12 protein-coding genes and 2 tRNA genes are annotated in these 15939 nt (G+C 61.0%); 5 read left to right on the top strand and 9 right to left on the bottom strand.

Annotated features, from left to right (window positions below; genetic code table 11):
• Positions 1 to 1087: 1087 nt before the first annotated feature.
• A complete protein-coding gene (locus ACX80A_RS09720; protein ID WP_459259500.1) occupies positions 1088 to 1915 on the bottom strand; it encodes a GAF domain-containing protein in 828 nt (275 codons plus the stop codon).
• A gap of 221 nt (positions 1916 to 2136) precedes the next feature.
• Between ACX80A_RS09720 and ACX80A_RS09715 the strand changes: the two genes are divergently transcribed.
• The 4 genes from ACX80A_RS09715 (at position 2137) to ACX80A_RS09700 (ending at position 6745) form a co-directional block, all read left to right on the top strand.
• Positions 2137 to 2892 carry a GAF and ANTAR domain-containing protein gene (locus ACX80A_RS09715; protein ID WP_459259499.1) on the top strand — a complete coding sequence of 252 codons (756 nt, stop codon included), beginning with the start codon at positions 2137 to 2139 and terminating at the stop codon, positions 2890 to 2892.
• Between the two features lie 708 nt (positions 2893 to 3600).
• Positions 3601 to 4128 (top strand): DUF6328 family protein, encoded by a 528-nt coding sequence (locus ACX80A_RS09710; RefSeq protein ID WP_459259498.1) that lies wholly within the window; start codon positions 3601 to 3603, stop codon positions 4126 to 4128.
• A gap of 713 nt (positions 4129 to 4841) precedes the next feature.
• Positions 4842 to 5039: a hypothetical protein gene (locus ACX80A_RS09705; RefSeq protein ID WP_459259497.1), complete on the top strand. Its 198-nt coding sequence runs from the start codon at positions 4842 to 4844 to the stop codon at positions 5037 to 5039.
• Between the two features lie 59 nt (positions 5040 to 5098).
• Positions 5099 to 6745 carry a tyrosine-type recombinase/integrase gene (locus ACX80A_RS09700; RefSeq protein WP_459259496.1) on the top strand — a complete coding sequence of 549 codons (1647 nt, stop codon included), beginning with the start codon at positions 5099 to 5101 and terminating at the stop codon, positions 6743 to 6745.
• 90 nt (positions 6746 to 6835) lie between these two features.
• Here the strand turns inward: ACX80A_RS09700 and ACX80A_RS09695 are convergent.
• The 5 genes from ACX80A_RS09695 to ACX80A_RS09675 all read right to left on the bottom strand — a co-directional run bounded on the left by ACX80A_RS09695 (position 6836) and on the right by ACX80A_RS09675 (position 10736).
• Positions 6836 to 6909, bottom strand: a tRNA-Ile gene (locus ACX80A_RS09695).
• A gap of 124 nt (positions 6910 to 7033) precedes the next feature.
• Positions 7034 to 8230 carry a glycosyltransferase gene (locus ACX80A_RS09690; protein WP_459259495.1) on the bottom strand — a complete coding sequence of 399 codons (1197 nt, stop codon included), beginning with the start codon at positions 8228 to 8230 and terminating at the stop codon, positions 7034 to 7036.
• Positions 8231 to 8286: 56 nt separating this feature from the next.
• Positions 8287 to 9180, bottom strand: a complete 894-nt coding sequence (locus ACX80A_RS09685; RefSeq protein ID WP_459259494.1) for a DMT family transporter — start codon at positions 9178 to 9180, stop codon at positions 8287 to 8289.
• Between the two features lie 33 nt (positions 9181 to 9213).
• On the bottom strand, positions 9214 to 9858 hold the full coding sequence (locus ACX80A_RS09680) for a CDP-alcohol phosphatidyltransferase family protein (protein ID WP_459259493.1): 645 nt from the start codon (positions 9856 to 9858) through the stop codon (positions 9214 to 9216).
• Between the two features lie 71 nt (positions 9859 to 9929).
• On the bottom strand, positions 9930 to 10736 hold the full coding sequence (locus tag ACX80A_RS09675) for a phage holin family protein (protein WP_459259492.1): 807 nt from the start codon (positions 10734 to 10736) through the stop codon (positions 9930 to 9932).
• A 308-nt stretch (positions 10737 to 11044) separates the two neighbouring features.
• Here ACX80A_RS09675 and ACX80A_RS09670 point away from each other — a divergent pair, with 308 nt between their 5' ends.
• Positions 11045 to 12265 (top strand): multidrug effflux MFS transporter, encoded by a 1221-nt coding sequence (locus ACX80A_RS09670; RefSeq protein ID WP_459259491.1) that lies wholly within the window; start codon positions 11045 to 11047, stop codon positions 12263 to 12265.
• Positions 12266 to 12305: 40 nt separating this feature from the next.
• Here the strand turns inward: ACX80A_RS09670 and ACX80A_RS09665 are convergent, their stop codons facing one another.
• The 3 genes from ACX80A_RS09665 to dnaG all read right to left on the bottom strand — a co-directional run bounded on the left by ACX80A_RS09665 (position 12306) and on the right by dnaG (position 15937).
• Positions 12306 to 13775 (bottom strand): SDR family oxidoreductase, encoded by a 1470-nt coding sequence (locus ACX80A_RS09665; RefSeq protein WP_459259490.1) that lies wholly within the window; start codon positions 13773 to 13775, stop codon positions 12306 to 12308.
• Between the two features lie 87 nt (positions 13776 to 13862).
• A tRNA-Asn gene (locus tag ACX80A_RS09660) sits at positions 13863 to 13938 on the bottom strand.
• Between the two features lie 55 nt (positions 13939 to 13993).
• On the bottom strand, positions 13994 to 15937 hold the full coding sequence (dnaG, locus tag ACX80A_RS09655; RefSeq protein ID WP_459259489.1) for a DNA primase: 1944 nt from the start codon (positions 15935 to 15937) through the stop codon (positions 13994 to 13996).
• Positions 15938 to 15939: the final 2 nt, after the last annotated feature.

Genomic DNA, 15939 nt, shown 5'->3' with positions numbered 1-15939 from the left:
GCCCCACCGGTTTACTGTCCAGTGCCTAACGCCGATAAAGGTCTAGTACGTCAATCAGGTTTGCGGTTAGGCGGTGATGGGGGTGACGGTCCTGAGATGAGAGCGGCGGTGGCCTCCCATTTCGAGTCCTTGGGTGATCGTGAACCGATCACCGGTTGTAGCCTGGCCGAGCGTTTTGAGGTATGGCTTCTCCGGGCTACTAAGAGCCACAAGTTGTCCGGCCTTCGCAGCTGTGGCCTATCTCGCGTCCGTTCCTAGAAAGCTTCGTTACAACAGCCACCGACCGCAATCCGCCTCGATGACCAGAACCCCATTGATGTCCACTACAGTTATCAGCAGCCGCACCAAGCAGCGTAAGAGAAAGCACTAACTCCGCTGTCCGAAAAACACCCAGCAGCCCAGACGGAACCTGAAGCCGTCTTCACCCCCCAGTGAAGACGATCCGCACCAGACCCCAATGCTGACACTTACCCGGCCATCACTCGCCCCATACGTGCTGGCCCGACTTCTCCCACAGTAGACCTAACACCTTTCCGTGGACAGAGCCGTAAGTCCCGGCGGCGGGCCCCCCCCCCACTTGCAGAACCAGAATTGGATTGCTCTCTGCTACTTCGGTCAGATTCCGAGATTGGCTCACTGATCGTGACACAGTGGCCGACGTCGGGAGAATGGGATCCATGACATCTGCCGAGGTTGTTCTTCCCGATGGTTTACAGCCAAACTCTCGATGTATTCAAGGTCCGCGTCCGTGCTGCTTGCCTCCGGGAGATCATGCCCCATCAAGGGACCTACCCGCTCGCATTACCATCCTCCGCGAAAACACCGCCAACAAGTAAACACTCTGAGCCCCGATGTGAATGTCAACGAAACTGCCACTCAGCTCAGGGACGAAACCCCGTCAAACGCGTATCCGTGGTCTCCTGCTTTGGTTGCGCGCGGACAGTCTCACGCTGCTGCGGCTCTCCCACAGGTGGACGGCTTGAGCTGGTCGCATGGATCTACCCGCCCACAAGTGGATGACCCGCCTCAAACACCCAGCAGCACATCGTTACCATTCAATGGTGCGATTCGACCCCGAAGTCCATCCTCAGTTGTTGATTTCCTGTTGGATGATCATTGCTAGGGCTTTGAGTTCTTGCTGGTCTTCGGCAGAAAAGACTCGGGGGGTCTGGTCAATGATGCACAAAGTGCCAACGGCCCACCCTTTAGTCCCAAATATCGGGTACCCGGCGTAGAAGCGAATGTGCGGTTCGCCTGTGACCAGTGGATTGTTCTTGAATCGCGGATCGGCCAGTGTGTCGTTGATGATCAGAGGACCGGCCCGGCGGATAGTTTCATTGCACAGCGCAACGTCCCGGGGCGTGTTCCGGCTGAGTGGTCCGACGACTGATTTGAGGAACTGCCTCCGGTCAGTGATCAGGGCAACGCTTACAGAGCTGACACCGAAGCGTTCTTGGGCTTGGCGGGTGATCCGGTCGAAGCGTTCCTCGGCGGCGGTGTCGACCAGGCCGGTCTGGTCAACGGCCAGCAGCCGCTGAGATTCGGCCTCCCCGGGCAGGAGGAAGGACACGCCAGCGGCCCCCAGATCGCTCAGCGCCTGATCCACAATGTTTTGCGCCTGATTGAGGCTCCCAGAAACCATCTGACCCGTACTTTCAGTATTGGTGACCTCAGCATCGGTGCTGTAAGGGACGCGGTACTGCGAAGTGGTGCTCTGCAGAATCTCGTTAAGGGTCAGGGCGAAGACATCGCGTTCCAGTGAGGGAATGGTTTGCACGCCGGCCAGGTAGGCGTCCAGTTCCAACTGGGACAGTGTCCCGCCCCGGGCGAAGTACTCAATCCACAACTGGACCGGTTCCATTCGGGTCTGGGTCGCACCGGCGACGGTGAGCTGCTGCTGTGTTCGTGCATCCATGAATAACCTTCAACTCGCTTCGTGGGGACCAGCTGCCCTGCCCACCAGAGGGCGTATGGTTCCCAGCGATATCAATGAATATCCCAGCTCACTAAAGGTTAGCCGAGGGCCAGACGTGTTCGTAGGAAAACTGCCTCTTTGTCATGCCAGCTTTCGTTGTGTCAACGAAAATATGCTCCACATACCTTAGTGTGTGGTGCTGCCGGTTCTAAACTGTAGCCATGGCAGAAGGCCAGGGCGAGGGGTCGGTTGCGGCGCAGCTTCAGGAGCTGATGCTGCGGTCCGAGAATGTCGAGGTGTTCCTCGAAGCGTTCACTGTGCACGCCTCCAAAATCCTGGGCCCGGAGGTCGAGCTTCTGTGTGGGATCACCCTCAACCGAAGGGACCGGATCGTGACCGCAGGCAGTAGCGGCGAGGCTATTGAACTCAATGAGGTTCAGCACGATTGCGGCGAAGGTCCTCGCACCCAAGCTGCCCGGACCGGCCAGCCTGTTGTTGTCGAAGATGTCCGTAGCGATACGCGATGGCCGGAGCGCTTCGAAGCTTTAGAAGACCAGGGTATCGCCTCAATCCTTGCCATACCCGTGATGATCGGTGGAGACAACGGGGTCGGGCTCAACCTCTACAGTCGCAAGCCCGGGGTTTTCACCCCGAACGTTGTTGAACGTTTTGAACAGTACACTGGTGAGGCCGCAAGCAGCCTTGAGCTGGCCCTGAAACTGGCCTTCTATCAAGACGCTGCGGCCGATCTGCATGCAGCCCTGGAATCACGCACGAACATTGACATGGCTGTCGGAATCATTATCGCTCAGAACCACTGCACTCAGGCTGAAGCCGTTCAAATACTCCGGCGGGCTGCCAGGCATCAACAGATCAAACTGCGTGCGCTGGCGGAACGGATCGTCCAGTCGATCAACTCGGCGCCGGCAACCACCCACTTCACCCCCGCCCCGAGGCAGAGCTACGCGAAAAACTGAGCCAGGTTGCAACACGACACCTCATTCCTGCCTCGATAGGCCGATAATGGCTGATACGTCAACCAGATTGCTAGCACGACATCCCGGTCACTTGCCAAGCAGGTAGCCAGCCAGAAACTGGCGATCGGATCGGGATTGGTCCCGTTTCCCTGATTCCTGAAGCCGTGGGGACTAATCCTGCTGGACCGGTCAGTGATCGTGACGTATCCGGCGCTCCAGTTTGGTTAGCGAATCTAACCGACGGGCAGTGAGTCTTCGCAGCTCGCTGTTCGAGTCCGTCGTCTGAACCCGTTTCGTAGAATGCCGGCGACTTGGTACCGGTGAGGAGTTCCGCTGCAACTGCGTGAGGGGTTTCGATTGGTGTGCTGGCTCCATACCTAATTATTGTGCGTCGCCCGGTTCAGCGCCACCCATTGCTATCGCCAGGCACTGCCCTGGGCTGCGGCAATCTGTTCCACATAGAAGTGAGCCCCGAACGGGGCCGTCTTCCGTAGGGGCGTAAGACGGCTCCGCTCAGGATGCCGGTATGGACACGGCTCCCAAAGGCAGCAATGGTGGTCCCGGTACCATCGGCTCCTCTGGCATAAGTATCCGGTCCATTCCATGGGAAATACCTAGGCTGCCTGATGTAGAAATAGGGTCCTCGTATATGCACTCAAAGGTCATCGATCTGGACATTCGACCCTATCCAGTGGGGAAGAGATCCAGATGTCCTGCGCGCTTAGAGGGATTGCAATAGATAGAGGGCCAACTGATGGAAAAACCAACCGCCAAGGCTATCGTGGACGAGGACGGCAAGAAACCCTTGAGGAGCAGTCGGATCGCAACTGGAATGAATTGCTGCAGGAACTGCGGGTGATGCAGACGGGGACACAAATTCTTATTGCTTTTTTGTTCACAATCCCGTTTCAGCCCACGTTCGAAGACCTCGACGACGTTCAGCGTGTCGCCTATCTGGTCCTGGTGATCGTCGCTGCGGTGATGGTTGTTGTGCTGCTGGCACCGATCGGTCTTCACCGGTCTTTGTTCCGGCGTCGCCTTAAGCGGCAGATAGTTGAACACAGTGCCGTGCTGGTGCGCTTATCGCTGCTGGGCATTGCCGTCCTCGCGGCCGGCGGTGCTGCCCTGGTCTTTGACATCGTGCTTGGCCGAACGGCAGGCGTGAGCCTGTTCGTCGTCGCAGCCCTACTTTGGTTGGTTTACCCCGCCATCGTCGGACGGCAAAAACGGGCATAAGCAAATTTGGCCAGTAGCCGAGGTTCATGAGTGCCGGTAGCAAACCAGGATACAAGAAGCGTATTGAGCTCGTCCCGGGTGGTGGAGCCGTGCCGGTCAGTGTGAGGCGTGCACCTTTTTTTAGCCCGCTGCCCACCGCTGGGGACAGCTCTCGTGAGTTATCCACCGCTACTACGATCGGGGAGCCATTGATTTGCTCCCATTCCAAGCCGTGGATAACCCGACCTGCCCCCAGCCCTGGACAGCTTAGAGCGAAGTGCAAGTGCCCGAAGGCCCGCTGGTTATCTGCTCCTCATGGGCGGGTTTCGTGGCCCTCGAACTATTGTCGGCCAGCATGGACCCGCAGAGGGGGCACGGTCACATCAGATGTATCTTGTTATCGTTAAACGCCAATAACATTCCACTACGCAGGCCTCGCGGGATCCGTCCGGCATTATGTAGTTTTCGATGATGAGTCGATTAAGTGTCGCTTTTAATGAGGATAAGGCGGTAGATTGGTATCTGTCACGTAAGGGAGCCAGTAGACCATAAGTATCGCAACTACATCAGGAACTGCTCATGCTCGGACAGCCAGACTCGGAATCCGCGAGATTGTCCGACGCTTGAATGCTGCCCTTGGTGCAACCCTCGTAGCCGCGCTAGCCGGTAGTAAAGACCGGAAGATCAGCTACAAGTGGGCACAGCAAGATGGCCCAACCCCTAACGCGTCCGCGGTGAAACGTCTTCAGTTCGCCTACGCCCAATGGATCCTGATTTCCGATGCCGAAGGTGAACATGTCGCACGCATGTGGTTCATCGGTGCTAACCCTTGGCTCGGGCACGACTCACCCATTGATGCCATCCGAGCCGATAAGTATCGTGAAACTGCAGCAGCCGCCGCCGCAATGGTCGACGACGGGTTCATCGGTTAATGCGGACCTGCGAGAGAACTGGTCTTGCTCTCGTCGCCGGACCGGTTTCGGCTTATCGTGTGGCCAAAGAATCCTACGGCCCACTAAACCCGCAAGAGCGCGGCCTTCCGAGCGATGACCGGTCCCAGTGGTACCGCTTCGATACGCCCGGGCGCACCGTATACGCAGCCGAAGATCCCAAGACTGCGTTCCTCGAGGCATTGTCGTGGGCGCGAATGACCGCCTCGCATGCAGAGTATTTGAAGAAGACCGCGGCCTTCTTCGGTGAATCCCTTGAAGTGATCCGGCAAGAAGTTGAAGAGCAATGGCATGCCAACGGGCACATGGTTCCTGGATGGATTCCCGCTAACTGGCGTGACGGGCGGCTGCTCTACACCTTGGATTTCGGGGACGGTCATTGGGTTGATATTTCCCATGCCGACACCCTGGCAGCCCTCAATGATGCTCTCAGCAGCCTGCTGTACAGCATCGATGTCGAGGACACTCTGACTTTGGCTGAAATCACCGGTGGCCGACGCGAGGTAACGACAGTCCTTGCATCCTGGATCAGGGACCAAATCCTTGATGATGGGTCATACCCCATGGGAATCCGATTCCCCTCAAAACATGGGGCCGTCGGTCAAGGACATGGTTACTGCTGGGCTTTTTGGCTCAGACGCGCCGACATTAAGGACCCGTACGCGTTCGAGTTCCTGGGACTCACCGGCGAAGTCGCTGAACGAGACCTGGAGCGGGCGCTGACCGGGGACATGCGGATCACGAAGCTGGCCGCTATTTGGTGGGCCGAGTTCGAGGACATCGGCCGTGCTCTCAACACCCGCCGGCGATACAAGGACATCATGGACAACTACGTCGGCCCGGGCGTTGGCGGCCTCCGGGTCCGGGAAGCAAACGTTTCCACCCTGGACCGTTTCCTGAAGACCATGAGGACCAAGCACGGCAACGCCACGGCGAAGCTTTGCAGAACCGTCCTGTCAGGCATGCTGGGTCTCGCAGCCCGGCACGGCGCCCTGGACGGTAATCCGCTCCGCGACGTCGCCACGATCCCGACGAACCACAAGGAGGTCCGGGCGCTCACAGTACCCGAGGTCGGAGCGCTCCGTGCCGGCCTTCGACACTGGGAAGCCAACAAGACGCAGGCAGGCCGCTACCCCACCGTCGACATGCTCGACGTCGTCGACCTCATGCTGGCCACCGGTGCCCGCATCGGCGAGGCTTTAGCGATTCGCTGGCAGGACATTGACCTGAAGGCAGAGCGGCCGACAGTCACCGTCAACGGGACCATCGTCTATATGCCGGGACAAGGCCTGACCATCCAGGACCACCCTAAGAGCACCAATTCCCGGCAGAGGTACTCACTCCCACCTTTCGCGGTGGAAATGCTCCTGAGGCGGCAGCTTGGCCGCTTGGAGGCCAACCCCTGGGACGTCGTCTTCCCATCCGCGGTCGGTTCTCTCCGGGATCCGAACAACTTCCGTAAGCAATGGCGCGCTGCGCGGGACGAGCTCGGGTTTCAGTGGGTTACCCCCCATACCTTCCGGAAGACTGTAGGAACCATGCTGGAGGCCTCCTCAGGCATGGCGTCGGCATCAGCACAGCTTGGCCATTCCAGCGAGAACGTCACCCGGAAGCACTACGTGCAGAAGACCCATGTGGCGCCGGACAACACCGTTCTGCTGGAAGCGTTTGGTCAGCGCCTGGATTGAATTCGGTGGGTTTCCGGTGGACGCCTGCCTCAGACTCCCAAAGCAAAGAGCCCCTGATCCGCGTTTCCGCAGGCCAGGGGCTCTTTTCGGTAGGGCTGCTGGGGCTTGAACCCAGGACAAACGGATTATGAGTCCGCTGCTCTAACCAGCTGAGCTACAGCCCCGCACCATGACGCCGAAGCGCACTGTTTATTCTAGCGACACCCAGGTTATTCCAAAGACCCCACTTCTCAGACGTCCATTCGACTGACACCACTCGCGTGGCGGGAAACCCCACGGACGGGACGCCTACACGACTTCGGAGGCCCGCGAATCGCCGTAGTACAGGCCCTCGAACGTGGCCAGCGTAGCGGTGAGTGAGTGGACGTCCACCATCGACCGGCTGGCCTTGCCCATCCGGTCGAGATCGGCGGCGGGAAGGTTGAGCAACTGGGTGATCCGGTCGGCCAACTCGGTGCTGTCGTGTGGGGTGAACAGGTACCCATTGACGCCGTGGTCCACCAGGTGGGGCAGCGCCATCGCGTTGGCGAGCAGTACCGGGGTTGAGGCCGACATCGCCTCAAGTGTCACCAGGGATTGCAACTCGGCGGTCCCTGGCTGGCAAAACAATGCCGCCCTCAGGTAGGTCCGCCGGAGCTCCTCATCCGTGATCAACCCGCGGAACACCACTCGCTCAACCAGACCGAGTCGGGCAACCTGCGCCTGGAGTGCAGCCTTCACCTCGCCACCACCCACAATCTCGAGGTGGACGTTGAGCGCTGGTGGGGTTTTGGCGATGGCGTCGATCAGGACATCAACATGCTTTTCCTCGGCAAGGCGTCCGACGAAGAGAACCGTGGGGTGATCCTCGGGCTCAAGAGCTTCACCCGGTCTTGGTTCGTAGGCGGCCGAGTCGATGCCGTTGGACAGGGGCAGCACTTTACGCAGGAACGCGTGCTCATGCATCGCCTTCGCGGCCAGCGGGGTGGGAGTGGTGACCACGGCCGCCTTACTCATAACTTTGCCCATGTCGCGCCACGAATTCTTCGCAACGATTTTCTTGAACCACTCGGGGAAGGGCAGGAACGGATTCAGGTTCTCAGGCATGAAGTGATTGGTGGCAACCACGCGGATGCCGCGCTTAACCGCCTCATAGAGGGTGTATTCGCCCACCATGTAGTGGCACTGAATGTGCACCACATCGGGCTGCACGCGGTCAAAGAGCATGCTGATGTCCCGTTTGATCTCCCACGGCAGGCAAATTCGCCAGTAATCATGGGTGGGAACGGCGTGGGACTTTAGCCGGTGCACCGGCCACTCGCCGTCCGCCTCGGTAAAACTCTTGCCGTTCTGGGTACTCGGCGCGAGCACGTGGACATTATGCCCGCGGGAGTGCATTCCCTTGGCCAGCCGGTAGCCGAACTGCGCCGCCCCGTTAATGTTGGGTGGATAGGTCTCCGCGGCAATCAGAATGGTCAAGGGCAATTTATCGGCCGGGTGGCTCACGGTGGATTCCTCTGTGGGTGACTGGCGGATACGGCTGCTGGACAGATTAGGCTCAGCTAGCGCCGACGTCGTACTTCATTTCGACGCTCCAACACATCGGGATGATGGCGGGACAGCGCGATGACCCCCACAATAGCAACCAATGCTGCCATTCCCATGGCAATGGCGATGACGGATTCCACGTCGGGTTCCAGCTCCCCCAGAATCACAACGCCCACCGCGATCCCCACTATCGGATCAATGACCGTCAGTCCGGCGATCACCAGGTCCGGCGGACCGGTTGCGTAGGCACTCTGCACGAACCAGGAGCCAAGGGCAGCCGCCACAGCAATCGCCACCAGCGTGTAGGGCGGCACGTTCAGAAGGAACTGCCCATTGGGATCCAACAGGTGGGTAGCGATAATCTTCGTGAGCACTGCGACAAAGCCGAATAGCACCCCGGCCCCCAGAATGTAGGCGAAGGCGCCGAGCCGGCGCCGAAAAAGTACCGCCAGGGATCCGAACAGGGCGACGGCAATCGCCAGCAGAAGCACGGTGACCAGTTCCTGCTCCGGAAGCACCGCATGGTTCTCGCGTGTGACGTTGACCGCGAGCAACACGAACAGGGCGCTGCCGCTCACGCACGCAGCGATAGCGACGACGGTGGCCCGGTTGATCCGGATGCCCTGATCCTTGGAGTTTACGACGGTGGTAATCACCAGAGCGATCGCTCCGATTGGTTGCACCACTGTGAGACTTGCCAGGCTGAGGGCGACAACATTCAAAGCCATGCCCATCACCAGCAGGATAAGCCCGAGCACCCACCGCGGGCTGCGCAGCAACCGGACGAACCCCTTTGAGTTCAATGAGAGACCGCCGGTATTGGACCGCACGGCACTGCCCTGACGCTGGGCTCCGACGGCGAGGAAACACGCACCGACCAGGGCCAGCACAATGGCTAGCCAGACCATTCGCCAGCCTTTGTGCGACTAGGGCTGAGGCAGCTAACCCGCATCAACGGTCCCGGGATGGGCAGATCCGCTGGATCTGCCGTCCGAGCGATACTTCCGGTGGGCCGCGCTGAAGTATCCGTAGAACGCTATGAGGTGACCGACGCAGCCCAGAATGAGGAGGATATTCGCAGTGATGAGCAGCCACTGCAGGTCAAATCCGGGCACCCGGTGCAGCAGGAGCATCGGCGACCCGGTGAGCAGCAGCGCGGTGCGGATCTTCCCCACGTTGGTGACCGGAAGGTGCAGCGGCCCGCGGAACAGGATGAGCGCGTTGAGGATCAGGATCGCGTCCGGGATGACAATGGTCCAGACCAGCCAGGCGGGTGCGATGCCATCCACCACGAAAACCACTGCAATGACGATTAGCGCGGTGCGATCTGCAATGGGGTCGAGCCACTTACCGACTGAGGACACCTGGTTGAACCGGCGAGCAATGTATCCATCTACCCAGTCGGTCGAACCGAGGACCACAAGGGTGATGACCGCGAGGGCGTCCTCGTTGTTCACGATGAGGTAAACGAACAACGGGACCCCGAGGAACCTGATGAGCGTGATGATGTTGGGCAGGGTCCAGAAGGTCGCCAGTTCGTCGTTCTCGTGTCCCGGCCTGGCACCGGCCCCAATGAGTCTGATCACTATCGCCTCCCCCCACCATTATGCAGGCAGAGGGAACACCCGAACGTCATGTCCGGTCGAGCGGAGCGTTTCTAGCGGGAGACCAGTTTTCGCACCATGACGACGATCGCTGCCACCGAGCCGGCTACCACTGAGAGCGGCTTCCACCGGTCGGCCAAAGTAACATTGTGCTCGTGTTCCCGAGGTCCGCTGGGAGTGCGCTCGGGGATGACCGACCGCGCCTGCCCTGCGATCCGGTCGGCGCTCACCTTAGCTGAAGCCTTAGCACGGTTCCAGCGAGTTTTGACGTCGAGTCCGCTTCCCAGCTCATCCCGCAGATCCGCGAGGTGATCACGGCGCGACCCGGACCGACGGCGCAATTCGCCGTACGACGGCGTCGGCTCCTTGGGCTTGGAATCCTTGGGCTTGTCGTCGGGCCTTTCTTCTTTAGGCTTTTTGACGTCAAGGGTTGCCGGATCGAAACTTCGGCCTTCACGCAGAACGCCGATGTCGTAACGCACGCCGCGGATCGCGTCCTCGGGCAGCAGAGGCAACGCCTTCTTGAATCTGGAGAACCCAATCAGTGCGGTAATGGCAATGACGATCAGGAACAGACCCGCCACCAGCAGCGCTGCCAGCCAGCCGTCCATGATGGAGGCCAGGCCGAGAATCGCGGCGACGATCAGCGCAACAGCGAGGAAGGCGAGGAAGACAACTGCGACAACAAGAAATGCTGCAGCGATGCCCGCTTTGATGCCCTTCTGCTTCATCTGCTCGAGTGCCATCGCGAACTCGTCGCCGAACTGGCGAGGTGTCAGCCTGGCTAGAAGCTTGACCAGTCCAAAGACCGATGGCTTGCTGGAAGTCCTTGTGCCACGTGTGCTAGCGGAGCTATCCATAGCCCTGCCTCCATCCCTCGTCTAACAGGCCGCGTGAGCGGACCTGCAAGCTGCGTTAACCTTTTCCTAAAATTACCATTGAGCGGCTAATGCCGATTCCGTGTAAGCCTACTTCAATAGCAAGCACCCTTAGTGCCCGTCGGCTGGCGAAGCGGCCTAAGATGGAATTTGACGTCAGCGTGGTGCGTTGCCAATCCCCAATTTTAGGATGAGATTCAGCGCGCCACCGCTCGAGTTCTCCTTACCCATTTTTCGAGGCCCCCGGGCCACCCGTGACACAGGAAAAACCTTGGTCGGATAGGCACCAGTTGAGCACAGTAATCCACCCCGGCGCTTCGTTGTCCCGGCGTCAGAAGCTGATCTACGTGGTGATCCTGGGCTCCCTCACTGCGCTGGGCCCGTTCACCATCGACCTTTACCTGCCGGCGTTCCCATCGCTGCAGAGCGATCTTGGGGTCACCGAAGCAGCTGTGCAGCTGACGCTCACCGGCACAATCGTCGGGTTCGCCGTCGGACAGTTGATCGTTGGTCCGCTCAGCGACAAGGTGGGGCGCAGAGTCCCCCTGATTCTCGCGACGAGTGTTCACATTCTCGCGTCCCTGGGCGCCGCCATGGCTACCGACATCACCATGTTGATGGTCTTCCGCGTACTGCAGGGCGTTGGGGCGGCTGGCGGTGGCGTCGTCGCGATGGCCATGCTGCGCGACCTGTTCAGCGGGTATCCGCTGGTCAGAATGCTGTCCTACCTGGCTCTGGTCAATGGGCTGGCCCCGATTTTTGCGCCGGTCATCGGATCGCAACTGCTGCTCGTCATGCCCTGGCCCGGTATCTTCTGGTTCCTTGCCGCCTACGGGTTGCTGGTCATCATTGCCGTATCGGTGTTCCTCGTGGAGACGCTTCCCGCGGAGCGGCGGGGGACCTCGGGCGCCACCGCCCTGCAACGCTACCGGGCAGTGCTCACCGACCGGATCTTCATCGGCGTCCTGCTGGTCGGTGGCATGAACTTCTCCGGGCTGTTCTCCTACCTCTCCGCGTCCCCGTTCCTGTTCCAGGGCACCTACAACTTCAGCGAACAGCAATATGGCTTGCTGTTCGCAGTGAATTCGTTGGGCATTGTGGCGGGCGTGCAGATCAGTTCACGGGTGCTGCGCCGGATCGGCCCCCAGTGGGTGATGGTCTTCTCCACCGCGTCGATGCTGCTGATGTCCCTGCTCATTGTCCTGTTCGCGCAGCTGGGACTCGGACTGTGGGGGATAGTCGTGCCTCTCTGGTTCTACATCATGGCGGCCGGATTCACGTTCCCTTGCGTGCAGGTGCTCGCACTGGCCAACCACGGCGCCCAGGCCGGCACCGCAGCGTCACTGCTGGGTGCGGTCACGTTTGGGCTTGCCGGAGCGATCTCCCCGGTGGTCGGACTGCTGGGTGTCTCGGCCACCACCATGGGCGGCGTGATGGCCGCCTGCATCAGCGCCGGAGTGGTTTTCCTGTGGACCGTGGTCAAGCCACGGACCGTCCCACCCTTGCGCTAGGTGTATTGACCTGAGAGCTTAGCGACGCGGCCAGCAGTTGCTAGCTCCGTTCGGCCTTACCGGAGATGTTGCGGGCCATCGACTTGAAGATGATCCCGTGGAAGGGGAGCACTCCCAGCCAATACAGCCGGCCGGCGAGACCCTTCGGGAAGAACACTGCACGTTGGGTGTACTCGCTGCCGGTGCCGTCGGGGCTCACCGACATTTCCAGCCAGGCGCGGCCGGGGAGTTTCATCTCGGCGCGTAACCGGAGCCGTTCGCCTTTGATGATTTCCTCGACCCGCCAGAAGTCCAGTGGATCGCCGGTCAGCAGTTGGTCCGCATGGCGCCGACCCCGGCGAAGTCCCACGCCGCCGGCAAGTTTGTCCATCCAGCCGCGGGCAGCCCAAGCCACCGGCAACGAGTACCAGCCATTATCACCGCCGATACCCTCGATGACCTTCCAGAGTCGCTCGGGGGTCGCCTTGGATTGGTAGACCTGCACGTCGGTGAACACGGTGTGCCCGGCCCATTCGGGGTCGGTGGGCAGCGGATCCGCTGCGGTGTCAACGCGTGAGGCTCCCGCCCAGCTCGTCTCCACCTCTCCCCCACGTTCTTTGCCTAGCGCCAGGTCCACTGCTGTGCGGTAGTTGGTGAGCCCGCCGTCGGGAATCGGCAGATACTCGTCGATGTCGTGTTCGGCGGTGATCGCGTCGTGCTGCAGCGACTCGATCAGCGGCATCGCCATCACCCGTGGGATGGGTGTCACGAGGTTGACCCAATGGCCTGCGAGGCGGGGGGTCAGCACCGGTAGTGCGAGGATCTTGCGTCGCGGCAGTCCGGCCCCGACTGCGTACTGGTTCATCATCTCGGCGTAGGACAGCACGTTCCGCGAGCCAATATCGAAGGTCCGGTTGAGGTCGGTCGGCAGGGTGAGCGCGCCCATCAGATAGTGGAGCACGTCCCGGACGGCGATGGGCTCAATCCTGTTGAGCACCCACTTGGGCGCTGGCATCACGGGAAGCACGTCAGCGAGGTGCCTGATCATTTCGAACGAAGCCGATCCGGAGCCGATGACCACACCGGCCTGATAGGCGATGGTGGGCGTTCCGGATTCCAGGAGAATCCGTCCCACCTCCTCGCGGGAGCGCATGTGGGTGGACAATTTGACGTTTTCGGGGTGCAGGCCGCCCAGGTAGACCATCCGCACGACACCGGCCTTGGTGGCTGCCTTCGACACCATCGAGGCAATTTTCGACTCCTTGGTTTCGAAGCCCTTCCCGGTCCCCATCGAGTGGACGAGGTAGTACAGGGTGTCCACCCCTGCGCAGGCTTCGATGAGCGATGCCTCATCCTCAAGGTCGCCCTTCACTACCTCCACCGAAGACGCCCAGGGGACGTCCTTGAGCTTCTGTGGGGACCGCACCAGCACGCGCACCGTGTGACCTTCGGCAACGAGGCGGGACACCAGCCGTCCGCCGATATATCCGGTGGCACCGGTGACTAAGATCAGTTTGCTGTCTTGTTCCATTTCCTCAGCCTACGCTTCGCGCAGGGATCCTCGTGCCAAAAAGGAAACCCCTTCCCGCCAGCACGAAGCTGGTGGGAAGGGGTTTGATGGCTCCTCCGACTGGACTTGAACCAGTAACCCTTCGATTAACAGTCGAATGCTCTGCCAATTGAGCTACGGAGGAAAGCAGCAGATCCAACTTTACATACCGAGAGCGGGGAAGTGAAATTGGCTGGTAACTAGTCGGAACGCAACTGCCGACGACGCATTTCCAGCTCCAGCAGATCTCGCTGTAACTGCACGTACTGCTCGGGGTCTGCGGCGGCGTCGACCCGCTGCAGCCGCCCCTGCATCTCGGCCTTGAGCCGGGTGATGCGCAGTTCGTAGAGCCGGTTCAGAATGTCCCGGCAGTAGAGGGCGAGTGCATCCTCGGCCTTCGACGGCAGCGGCGTGACAGCCAACTCCGTGACCAATCCCCGCAACACCTCAGGGACCTCCTGGCGGACCCGTTCCACCCACTGGGCTGGATCCACGCTGGCTGCGCCCGCCGCCTGTACAGCGTCTTTCAGCACGCCGTACACGCGCTCCGAGAACTCCGACTCGGTGAACCTTTCCCAGTGCACCGGCTCCAGCAGGTTTGGGTACTGAAGGACCACCTCAAGGACTTCGCGTTCCATCCTGCCGATCGGGTCCCTGGGGTCCGGCCGCTGGAACTGCTGCACCTCGCGCCCCTGGTCCGATCCGCCGGGTGTGGTTGCTCCGTCGGAGGACGACGACGCGCCGTTCTCCCGGGATCCGGCACCCGATCCGCCGCTCGTGCCAGCGCTCACCCCGGTCCCCTTGCGGGCGGCAGTGGCCACGGCGCGGGCCACCTGGTCCTCGCCAACGAACTGCATGCCCAACCACCGGGATAGCTCACGGGTGTAAATGGACCGCAGCGACACGTCACGGATGCGGGCGACGATCGGTGCAGCATGCCGCAGCGCGTTGACCTGACCTTCACCGGTGGTCAGGTCGTAGTTGCCGAAGGATGCCTTGATGGCGAACTCGAAGAGTGGCCTGCGTGAGGAAATCAGGCCGCGGACGGCGTCGTCGCCCTTGGCCTGGCGCAGCTCGCACGGGTCGGCGCCGCTGGGCTCGACCGCGACGTAGGTCTGCGCGACGAACCGCTGGTCCTCCTCGAAGGCGCGCAGGGCCGCCTTCTGACCGGCGGCGTCGCCGTCGAAGGTGAAGACCACTTCCCCACCGGACCCGTCGTCGGACAGGAGCCGGCGCGCGATCTTGATGTGGTCGGCTCCGAAGGCGGTACCGCAGGTGGCGACGGCGGTCCCCACCCCAGCGAGGTGGCAGGCCATCACGTCGGTGTAGCCCTCGACCACCACCAGCTGACGTGCCTTGGCGATCTCCCGTTTGGCCAGGTCGATGCCGTACAACACCTGGGATTTGCGGTACAGGGACGTTTCGGGGGTGTTGAGGTACTTGGGGCCCTGATCCTCCTCGTACAGCTTCCGCGCCCCGAACCCGACGGTGTCGCCGGTGATGTCGCGGATCGGCCAGATCAGCCGGCCCCGGAACCGGTCGTAAATCCGCTGGGCGTTGTTGGAGGAGACGCTGAACATGCCGGTGAGCTTGAGCTCGTCCTGGGTGAAACCCTTGCCGGTGAGGTGGGTCAACAGTCCGTCCCACCCCTGCGGGGCGTAGCCCACCCCAAACAATTCGGCGGCGGCCCGGTCGAAGCCGCGCTCCTGCAGGAACCGACGGCCAGCGGCGGCGCCCTGGGTGAGGAGCTGGTCGCGGTAGTACTCAGCGGCGATCTTGTGAGCATCGAGCATGCGCTGCCGTTTGCCAATGTCCTCCCGGCGCGGGCCGGTCCCCCCGTCCTCATACCTCAGCTCGAAGCCGATCCTCGAGGCAAGCTTTTCGACGGTCTCGGAGAAGGACGTGTGGTCCATTTTCTGGACAAACGAGATAACGTCTCCACCCTCGCCGCAGCCGAAGCAGTGGTAGGAGCCCAGCTGGGGGCGGACGTGGAACGACGGCGACCGCTCGTCGTGAAACGGGCACAGCCCCTTGTAGGAGCCCACGCCAGCGGATTTCAGCGTGACGTACCCGTCGACAATCTCTTTGATGTCAGTGCGTTGGCGTACCTCATCGATGTCTTCACGCTTGATGAGTCCGGCCATGA

The organism is Arthrobacter sp. TMN-50 (assembly GCF_054511125.1).
This window is presented reverse-complemented; position numbering and strand designations above follow the sequence as displayed.

Excerpts from the sequence above, each read along its gene's own strand:
- ACX80A_RS09685 (WP_459259494.1), bottom strand. The coding sequence starts at position 9,180 with ATGGTCTGGCTAGCCATTGTGCTGGCCCTGGTCGGTGCGTGTTTCCTC.
- ACX80A_RS09675 (WP_459259492.1), bottom strand. The coding sequence starts at position 10,736 with ATGGATAGCTCCGCTAGCACACGTGGCACAAGGACTTCCAGCAAGCCA.
- dnaG (WP_459259489.1), bottom strand. The coding sequence starts at position 15,937 with ATGGCCGGACTCATCAAGCGTGAAGACATCGATGAGGTACGCCAACGC.
- ACX80A_RS09715 (WP_459259499.1), top strand. The coding sequence starts at position 2,137 with ATGGCAGAAGGCCAGGGCGAGGGGTCGGTTGCGGCGCAGCTTCAGGAG.
- ACX80A_RS09720 (WP_459259500.1), bottom strand. The coding sequence starts at position 1,915 with ATGGATGCACGAACACAGCAGCAGCTCACCGTCGCCGGTGCGACCCAG.
- ACX80A_RS09710 (WP_459259498.1), top strand. The coding sequence starts at position 3,601 with ATGTCCTGCGCGCTTAGAGGGATTGCAATAGATAGAGGGCCAACTGAT.
- ACX80A_RS09665 (WP_459259490.1), bottom strand. The coding sequence starts at position 13,775 with ATGGAACAAGACAGCAAACTGATCTTAGTCACCGGTGCCACCGGATAT.